Genomic DNA, 9,214 nt, shown 5'->3' on the forward strand with positions numbered 1-9,214 from the left:
CGAATGACGTCAGGCGCGCAACATCAGGGTCGCGTGGTAGCGCCACACCTTCGGATCGGCGCTGACGAGCGGCATGCCTTCGTGGAGTGCCTGCGCGACCATCACGCGATCGAACGGGTCGGCGTGGTCCGGGAAATCGGGCAGCGCGTCGACTGCTTCGACGTGATCGCTGCTGATCGGCAACTCCGCGAAGCCGGCGAGCCGGAACGCCGAGCGTGCGTCGCGCGGATGGACAGGAAGGTTGCCCTTGCGGTACTTGATCGCGATTTCCCAGATGGATGCGGCGCTGACGTACAACGTGTTCTCGGGAGCTTCGATCAGCGCGACCGCAGTCGGCGACAATTGGGGAGCGCCTTCGGCAGCCCAGAGCGCGATATGCGTATCGAGCAACAGCTTCACGGTGCGAGCCCTCGTTCCGCGCTGGCGTCGAAGTCGCTGGCGATCGATTCGTCGCCGGCGTTGAATGCCTCCACCGTGGTCGGGATGTTCAGTCCGGCCAGCAACTGGCGGGCTGCCCCGATCCGCTTGGGTGCCACGTAGGGGACGATTCGGGCGACCGGATGGCCGTTGCGAGCGATAACGACTTCGGATTCGCGCCCCAGCTCGAGAGCTTCGACAAGGCTCGATAGCCGTGACTTGGCATCGTGCATATTGACGGTCGGCATGGTCGGCATCCTGATTAGCTAGGCAATGTTAGCTAGTCTAGCAGGGCAGATCGCCGACTGCAGGCCGGCCAGATGGCCAGCCTGCCGGCAGGCGTGGGCCATGCCGATTCAGCCTGCTCGTGCTTGTCAGTTGCCGCTGCCGCGCGCCACGCGCCGCGCCTTGACCGACTCCGCGAGGCCTTCGAGCACCTTCACGCTGTCGTCCCACGCGATGCATGCATCGGTGATGCTCTGGCCGTAGATCAGCGGGCAGCCTTCCTTCAGGTCCTGACGGCCTTCGACGAGATGCGACTCGATCATCACGCCGACGATCCGCTCGTCGCCCGCCGCGATCTGGCGGCCGATGTCCGCACACACCGGGATCTGGTTCTCGTGCTTCTTCGAGCTGTTCGCGTGGCTCGCGTCGATCATCAGGCGCGCGGCGAGGCCGGCCTTGCCGATGTCCGCGCAGGCGGCGTTCACGCTGTCCGCGTCGTAGTTCGGCGTCTTGCCGCCGCGCAGGATCACGTGGCAATCCTCGTTGCCGGCCGTCGACACGATCGCCGAGTGGCCGCCCTTCGTCACCGACAGGAAATGGTGCGGCTGCGATGCAGCCTTGATCGCGTCGACCGCGATCTTCACGTTGCCGTCGGTGCCGTTCTTGAAACCGACCGGGCACGACAGCCCCGACGCGAGCTCGCGGTGCACCTGCGACTCGGTCGTGCGCGCGCCGATCGCGCCCCACGAGATCAGGTCGGCGATGTACTGCGGGCTGATCATGTCGAGGTATTCGGTCGCGGCCGGCAGCCCCATCTCGTTGATTTGCAGCAGCAGCTCGCGCGCGGTGCGCAGCCCTTCGTTGATCTTGAAGCTGTTGTCGAGGTGCGGATCGTTGATGAGCCCCTTCCAGCCGACCGTGGTGCGGGGCTTCTCGAAGTACACGCGCATCACGATTTCCAGTTCGCCCTTGAAGCGCTCGCGCTCCTTCACGAGCCGGCCCGCGTATTCGATCGCCGCCTTCGTATCGTGGATCGAGCACGGCCCGATCACGACGATCAGCCGGTCGTCCATCCCGTGCAGGATGCGGTGCATCGACTGGCGCGAGTTGTAGATCAGCTCGGACGCGGCTTCGGAGCACGCGAATTCGCGGATCAGGTGGGCGGGCGGCGTCAGTTCCTTGAGTTCGCGAATGCGGACGTCGTCGGTATTGTGCGGGGGCATGCTGTTTCTCCTAATTTTGCGGGCGCCGTTCGGTCAGTGCGCGTGCGGCAGATTCATCAATTCAAGCGATTCAGTGGTTTCGGTCGGGGCCGCGGGACCGCTGCGGCGGCGACCGGGTGGCGAAGGGCGAAAAAAAACCGCCGGGTTCGCCGGCGGTTTTTTCGGGAATTTCGGTTGCGCTTTACGCGCCATCAACCCTCTCGATCCGCCAGCGGTCTGAGATGCCAAAAAAAGTAAAAATAAAACTTGGCGGACATGACGGAGATTCGGTTCGTCAAAAAAGTTGATTCGGAATTTATACCCCGTCGCTGAGCGGCTGGCAACCGGGAGGCGTCGAAAATGCGGACAATCCGCGCGTTTTCTTCAAAATACGCGGATTGTCTGCGCCGCGATGCGGTTATGCCGTACCGCCGACCGTCATCTTGTCGATCCGCAGGGTCGGCTGGCCGACGCCGACCGGCACGCTCTGGCCTTCCTTGCCGCACACGCCGACGCCCGTGTCGAGCGACATGTCGTTGCCGATCATGCTCACGTACTTCAGCGATTCGGGGCCGCTGCCGATCAGCGTCGCGCCCTTCACCGGGTAGGTGATCTTGCCGTTCTCGATCATGTACGCCTCGGACGCCGAGAACACGAACTTGCCGTTCGTGATGTCGACCTGGCCGCCGCCGAAGTTCACCGCGTACAGGCCGTTCTTCACCGACGCGATGATTTCCTGCGGATCCTTGTCGCCGTTCAGCATGTACGTGTTGGTCATGCGCGGCATCGGCAGCGCCGCGTACGACTCGCGCCGGGCGTTGCCCGTGACCGGCATCTTCATCAGGCGTGCGTTCAGCGTGTCCTGGATGTAGCCCTTCAGGATGCCGTCCTCGATCAGCGTCGTGCACTGCGTCGGGTTGCCTTCGTCGTCGATGTTCAGCGACCCGCGGCGGTTCGGCAGCGTGCCGTCGTCGACGACGGTCACGCCCTTGGCCGCGACCTGTTCGCCGATCCGGCCCGCGAATGCCGACGAACCCTTGCGGTTGAAGTCGCCCTCGAGGCCGTGGCCGATCGCCTCGTGCAGCAGCACGCCCGGCCAGCCCGGCCCGAGCACGACCGTCATCGCGCCGGCCGGCGCGGGGCGGGCGTCGAGGTTCACGAGTGCCGCGTGCACCGCGTCGTCGACGTAACGCGACAGCACTTCATCGGTGAAGTAGCCGTAGTCGAAGCGGCCGCCGCCGCCGCCGGAGCCGATCTCGCGGCGGCCGTTCTGTTCGGCGATCACCGTGACCGAGACGCGCACGAGCGGGCGGATGTCGGCCGCGAGTGCGCCGTCGCTGCGCGCGACGAGCACGACGTCGTATTCGCCGGCGAGGCCCGCCATCACCTGCGTGACGCGCGGGTCGCGGCCGCGCGCCATCTGCTCGATGCGCTCGAGCAGCTTGACCTTGGCCGTCGCGTCGAGCGACGCGAGCGGGTCGGACGGCAGGTACAGGTCGCGGCCCGAGATGCCCTTCAGCGACGTCGCCGCCTTGATCTTCTGCCGGCCGCCGCCGGCCGCCGCGATCGCCTTGGTGGCCGCGGCCGCCTGCGCGATCGCTTCCGGCGACAGGTCGTCGGAATACGCGAACGCGGTGCGGTCGCCCGCGACCGCACGCACGCCGACGCCCTGGTCGATGCTGAAGCTGCCCGACTTGACGATGCCTTCCTCGAGGCTCCACGCTTCGCTGCGGGTCGCCTGGAAGTACAGGTCCGCGTAGTCGACGCGATGCGTGAAGATGTCGGCGATCGTGCGCGTGAGCAGGCTTTCGTCGAGGCCGTACGGCGTGAGCAGGATGTCCTTCGCCAGCGCGAGGTTGCGGATGCCGGGTTCGATGATGTTCATGCGGATATCGGGGTTTCTCAAAAAGTTGTCGGGTGCTTCTGGGCAGATGGGTGGGCCGCGCGGCGTTTCAAGCGGTGCGGCGGATTCAGGTCAGCACGCGGTGCCGCCACGCGGGCAGGCTCTGGCGCACGTCGGCGATGCGCTGCGGATCGATCGCGCCGAGCACGACGCTTGCGCCCACGTCGCGGACCGCGACGACTTCGCCCCACGGGTCGATCAGCATGCTGTGGCCCCAGGTGCGCCGGCCGTTCTCGTGCTTGCCGCCCTGAGCGGCCGCGAGCACGTAGCACTGGTTCTCGACGGCCCGCGCGCGCAGCAGCGTTTCCCAGTGCGCGCGGCCCGTCGTATACGTAAACGCCGACGGTACGACGATCATCGCGCAGTCGCCCATCCTGCGATACAGCTCCGGAAAGCGCAGATCGTAACAGACCGACAGGCCGACCCGCCCGAACGGCGCGTCGAACGCGACGACCGTATCGCCCGCGCGGATCGTGCGCGCCTCGTCGAACGACTCGTCGCCTTTCTCGAAGTTGAACAGGTGGATCTTGTCGTAGCGCGCGGCCTCGTTGCCGGACGGATCGAACACGAGCGTCGTGTTCAGCACGCGATCGGGCTCCGGCGCCTTCAGCGGCAGCGTGCCGCCAATCACCCAGATGCCGTGGCGGCGCGCGGCGTCCGCGAGGAAGCGCTGGATCGGGCCGTCCTGGTAGGGTTCGGCGAGCGCGAGCTTGTCGGTGTCGCGGTGGCCCATGAAGCAGAAATACTCGGGCAGCAGCACGAGCTGCGCGCCTTCGCCGGCCGCTTCCGCGATCAGGCGGCGGGCTTCGGCGAGATTGCGCGTGACGTCCGGCGTGCTCACCATCTGCAGCGCGGCGACCCGAAAGGGCGTGGCGGAACGGGTGTGGTCGGTCATCGCGGGATCGGTTGCGTCATAAATGGGGTGCGGCCCGGCAGCGCGCGGAACTCAATGGTTCGTTGCATCGGCCGGACCGTGATTCATCTTACCCTGATCGCCCCGCACCCGCTCGATGTGCGGGTGCGCCCACGAGCCCGTGATCGCGTAGTCGAGCGCGAACGCGCGCGACAGCGTCTCCGACAGCGCGTAGTTCGCGGCCAGCACGCCGACGCCGAGCAGCGGATTGACGATCGCGGCTGCGATCGCCGCCGTGCCGGCGCCGATCTTCGGTGCGACGTGCGCGTGCAGGTCCTGCGTTTCGGCGCCGAGGTCGACCGCGCCGCGCACCGTCACGTTCGCGGGCCCCGTCGTCATCGAGAAGTCGTCGGTGCGCGCGATCCCGTTCGAGATCCGGCCGGTGCCCGTGATCTTGTCGAACGGCAGCCCCTTGCCGACCACGTCGCGGAAATTCAGCGTCAGGAAGCGCGCGAGGCTCTGCAGGCTCAGCACGCCGAGCAGCTTCGCCGCACCCGGATCGACCTTCAGGATCTGCCCGTGCTCGAGGTCGAGCGCGACCTGGCCGCCGAGCGACGGGAAGTCGACCGCGGTCGGGCCGCCGCGCCAGCCGACCTTGCCCGTTACCGTGCCGTGTCCGTCCGCGAGCGTGCGCGGCAGGCCGACGCGGTCGAGCAGCGCGCCCGCGTTGTCGATGTCGAGCTTGAAGTCGAACACGGTGCGGCGCGGCGCATCGTTTTCGTCGGCGCCGCCGGCGAGCGCGCGACGCGACGTGCGCCAGTTGCCGGTCGCCGTCAGCTTCGCGGCCGGATTCGACAGTTCCAGCTTGTCGAGCTGCCACACGGGCGTGCCGTCTTCGTCGATGTTGCGCGCGTTGACGACGAGGCGGCCGATGTCGTGGGCGCGCGCGACGACCTGGTCGACGATCAGGTCGATCGACGGTATCGGGCGGTCGGTCGGCGTCGGCAGGTTCATCGCGCGGCCGACGAGGTCTTGCTGCGCGCTGTCCGGAATCACGAGCTTCGCGAGCCGTGCGTTCAATACGCCCGCACCGTTATGGCCGCCGCCCGGCGCCCACGACAGGTAGCCCGACACCTGGTTCGACGCGATGTTCGCCTGCCACAGCTCGTCGACGTGCGATGCGCCGACGATCACGTTTTCCCAGTTGCGCTTGAGCAGCTTCAGCGTGCCGAAGTGGAACGCGAAGCGCTTCGGCGCGAAGCTCGCGAGATCGACGCGCGGCGCGGCCTGCGGCTCCGGCGCGCGCGGCGTGTCGGGCTTCAGCGTGCGGGCGAGCGCGAGCCACGCGTCGGCATCGAGTTCGTCGACGTCGACGGCCGCGCTCACGCCGTCCTGCGGCATGTCGGGCATCCGGTGGATGCCCATCGCGCCGCGCACCGCGCGCAGCGGCTGGCCGCGCGTCGCGTCGAGCAGGTAGGTCGCGGACACGGGGCCGAGCGTCAGGTCGGCGTGTTCGAGGCGCCTGCCGTCCGCCTGCGGCGCCGGCTGCAGCGTGAAGCTGAACGGCATCGGCGTGCCGGCCGCTTTCGCGAACGGCGCCGGGAAGTCCAGCGCGACGCCGGTCAGGTCGGAGCGCGCGGCGACGTCGGGCAGGCGGCCCGGCACGCCGCGCACGGCGACCTTGTACGGCGCGTCGCCGATCACATGTTCGAGCAGCGCCGCGGCCGCGCCGTGCAGGTTCAGCCCGCGCGCGGCGTCGAGCGCGAGCCGGCCGTCGACGTCCACCGCGTACGGGCCGTGCGACCGGAAGCTGCCGTTCGCGTGTACCGGACCGCCGAGGAATCGGCCCGACAGGTCGTGCAGCGACGCGCCGGCATCGGTGAAGCGGACCTGGCCGCGCAGCGCGGACAGCGGCGGCACGCCGTCGGCCGACAGCGTGTTGCCGCCGAACGCGAGCGCGCCTTCGATGGCCGTGTGCTTGTGTGCGATGCGCTGCGGAATCGTCAGCTTGAGCGACAGCGCCGCGGGGCCCTGCGCGTCGAGCCGCTGCGCCACATGGCCGCTCATCGCGCCGAGCGAGCTGTTGTCCGCGTAGTCGAGCAGGTCGGCGAGCGGGCCGTTCGCATGGCCTTCGATCACGAGCGGCGAATCGGCCGGGCGGCCGAGATCGTCGATGCGGCCCGCGACCTTCGTCAGCGCGACGCGCTTGTAGTGCGCGCGGTCGATGTCGAAGCGCAGCTTGTTCTGCGCGAGCTCGAACACGCCGTCGATCCCGTCGAGCGCCGGCCAGACGCTCGGCGTGCCGTTCGCGAGCTTGCGCGGCGGATACGGCGTCGGCTCGAAGCGGCCGCCGGTGAACGGCGCGACGATGTGGAACACGCCGGCGTCCGGCTCGTGTTCGAACGGGAATTTCTCGAGCGGGCCGCGGGCGACGATCGACGCGCCCTTGGTCACCTTGCCGTCCTGCAGCGCGTGGCCGAGATAGTTGCGCAGGTGCTCGGACATCCCGGTCGGCAGGTAGCGCGGAATGCGCGCCACCGACGCGCGCGCGAAATCGGCGCGCAGGTCGAGCGAGCCTCGGCCGTGGCCGGGGTTCGTGTACGAGCCCGACACCGCGATTTCTGCATCGGGGTTCGAGACGAGCAGGTCGGGCAGCGTCACGTCGACGCGCGCGTGCTTGTCGCCGGGCGCGGGCGTGATCGCCCATTTGGCGTTGCCGCGCAGCCGGTCGAACGTCAGGCGCGGCTCGTCGAACTCGCCGGGCACCGTGACGGCCGCGTTGACCGTGTCGAAGTGCGCGGCGCCGCCCGTCTCGTTCGCATCGACGCGGCCCCACAGGTTCTCGACGCCCGGCCAGCCGGCACGCGGGTGGCCGCGCGGCGACAGGCCCGGCGGCGGCTCCTGCGCGGCGAAGCTGATGCCCTGCAGGTCGCCGAGGAAGCGGTAGCGGACGACCGGTGCGGCGCCGGTGCGCCGCTCCTCGTCGGCGAGCTCGGCCCGCGCGGGTTTCGCGCGCTCGACCTCGATGTGATAGTTCGACACCATCCCGCGCGGGTCGATCTTGATCAGCTCGTTGCGCAGGTGCGCCGGCAGCGGCAGCCCGCGGATGAATTCGCTGAGGATGCCGAGATCGACGCGGTCGCCGACGACGCTGATCAGTTGCCCCTGGCTGGCCGTCGGCACGCGGTAGCGGGCCGTCAGCGTCGACAGCGCGAGCGAGCGAGCGAGCGGCGTGCCGTCCGGCAGCGGCGGCTGGCCGAGCTCCGCGTTGAAGCGCGTCAGGTGCAGCGTGTAGTCGTGACCGGCATCGAGCACCATGTCCCAGCCGAAGCCGACCGTCGGCACGTCGAGCCGCGGCTGCGTCGGGCGCACGCGCAGCGCGACGTCGGCACCCTGCAGGTCGCCGCCCGCCGAGCGCAGGTGGCCGTCGCTGAAGGTCGCCCAGATCGCGTTGTCGATTCGGCCCGCGTGGATCATGAGCGGTATGTCGAGGTAGCGGGCGAGCGTCTGCAGGTCGACGGGGCCTGTCGACAAGTAAGCGTCGCCGGTCCAGTTCGACGGCTTGCCGACCGGCGCGAGCACCTTGTGCGTGAAGCGCGCGCGGAAATCGAGCGGGCCGAGCAGCAGCGTGCCGTTCGCGGGCGCCTGCAGCGCGGCCTTGTGTACGCGACCGTCGTTGAGCACTGCGATCCGGATGCCCGACAGCACGAGCTCCGGCGCGTCGTGCTGCGCGTCGCGCCAGCGCAGCGTGCCGCCGCGCAGCACGATTGCTTCCTGCCTCAGCAGCCACGTGCCGAACGTGTCGCTGCCGCCGTGGGTGGTCGCCACGCCGACGCCCGCGACGCTCAGCGAGCCGTCGGCCGCGCGCGCGACGACGAGGTCGGGCTGGTCGACGATCAGGCTCGACAGCGCGGGCGACAGCCGCAGCAGCGACATCCACGACAGCGCGGCCGTCGCGTGCGGCACCGACAGCGCGACTTTGCCGTCACGGCCGCGGATCGTCAGGTTCGTGAGTTCGACGCCCGGCTGCATGCCGGACCAGTTCGGGGAAAGCTTGCCGATCGAAAGCTGCGTGTGGAGCTTGTCGGACACGACACGCTCGATGCGCGGGCGGAATTCGTCGATGCGGGGCAGCAGCACGTAGCGCAGCCCGAGGAACGTGCCGGCCGCAACGAAGTAAGTGCCAATCCCGACTGCCAGCGTCACCTTGAACACGCGACGCAGGACCGGATGATCGTGCTTCGGAGGTCCCGCTTCGGGCTCAGCTACGGCGGATTCCTGACGGTCGGACATGCGGCGGACGGGCGGCGATATGGTAGTTTTGCAGATTGACGTTGAAATGTATCACATGGGTTCGTGCCGGCGGCCGTTGCGGCCGCACGGCACGGGCTTTCCGGCGCGCGGTTTCGCGGCGGACGCACGCGCGTCCCGCGATGCCGCGCCGAGTCCATGGGGCCGGCCGGCAGCGGGGCGCACACGCGTATGCCCGCGCCGGCCGGCCTTACCGCCAGGCCCGCTTCTCGATGACCGACGCTTCCGCCCTGATCAGCACGTCTTATTCCCGTTATATCGCGCGCGCGGCCGCCGCGCGGCCCGCGCTGGCCGGGCAGGTGG

The 9,214-nt window shown here is 69.0% G+C and carries 6 protein-coding genes; all 6 read right to left on the reverse strand.

The annotated features are described in order from the left end of the window. Positions 1-9: 9 nt before the first annotated feature. Complete coding sequence (locus ACPUER_RS31025) at positions 10-399, reverse strand: type II toxin-antitoxin system VapC family toxin (protein ID WP_425132970.1); 390 nt, start codon at positions 397-399, stop codon at positions 10-12. Continuing rightward, positions 396-665 (reverse strand): type II toxin-antitoxin system Phd/YefM family antitoxin, encoded by a 270-nt coding sequence (locus ACPUER_RS31030; protein ID WP_072436275.1) that lies wholly within the window; start codon positions 663-665, stop codon positions 396-398. Before ACPUER_RS31030 ends, ACPUER_RS31025 begins: the two co-directional genes overlap by 4 nt. A 126-nt stretch (positions 666-791) precedes the next feature. Beyond that, on the reverse strand, positions 792-1,865 hold the full coding sequence (aroG, locus tag ACPUER_RS31035; RefSeq protein WP_310138151.1) for a 3-deoxy-7-phosphoheptulonate synthase AroG: 1,074 nt from the start codon (positions 1,863-1,865) through the stop codon (positions 792-794). 397 nt (positions 1,866-2,262) lie between these two features. Then, positions 2,263-3,729, reverse strand: coding sequence for a metalloprotease TldD (gene tldD / locus ACPUER_RS31040; RefSeq protein WP_021163847.1), 1,467 nt, complete (start codon positions 3,727-3,729; stop codon positions 2,263-2,265). A gap of 85 nt (positions 3,730-3,814) precedes the next feature. Next, positions 3,815-4,642 carry a carbon-nitrogen hydrolase family protein gene (locus ACPUER_RS31045; RefSeq protein WP_034182786.1) on the reverse strand — a complete coding sequence of 276 codons (828 nt, stop codon included), beginning with the start codon at positions 4,640-4,642 and terminating at the stop codon, positions 3,815-3,817. Positions 4,643-4,693: 51 nt separating this feature from the next. Beyond that, positions 4,694-8,893 carry a YhdP family protein gene (locus ACPUER_RS31050; protein ID WP_425132971.1) on the reverse strand — a complete coding sequence of 1,400 codons (4,200 nt, stop codon included), beginning with the start codon at positions 8,891-8,893 and terminating at the stop codon, positions 4,694-4,696. Between the last annotated feature and the right edge of the window lie 321 nt (positions 8,894-9,214).

The sequence above is a fragment of the Burkholderia sp. DN3021 genome, assembly GCF_049805555.1.
Lineage (GTDB): Bacteria > Pseudomonadota > Gammaproteobacteria > Burkholderiales > Burkholderiaceae > Burkholderia > Burkholderia pyrrocinia_C.

Coding starts and splice junctions, on each gene's coding strand:
- ACPUER_RS31030 (WP_072436275.1), bottom strand. CDS start 665: ATGCCGACCGTCAATATGCACGATGCCAAGTCACGGCTATCGAGCCTT.
- aroG (WP_310138151.1), bottom strand. CDS start 1,865: ATGCCCCCGCACAATACCGACGACGTCCGCATTCGCGAACTCAAGGAA.
- tldD (WP_021163847.1), bottom strand. CDS start 3,729: ATGAACATCATCGAACCCGGCATCCGCAACCTCGCGCTGGCGAAGGAC.
- ACPUER_RS31045 (WP_034182786.1), bottom strand. CDS start 4,642: ATGACCGACCACACCCGTTCCGCCACGCCCTTTCGGGTCGCCGCGCTG.
- ACPUER_RS31050 (WP_425132971.1), bottom strand. CDS start 8,893: ATGTCCGACCGTCAGGAATCCGCCGTAGCTGAGCCCGAAGCGGGACCT.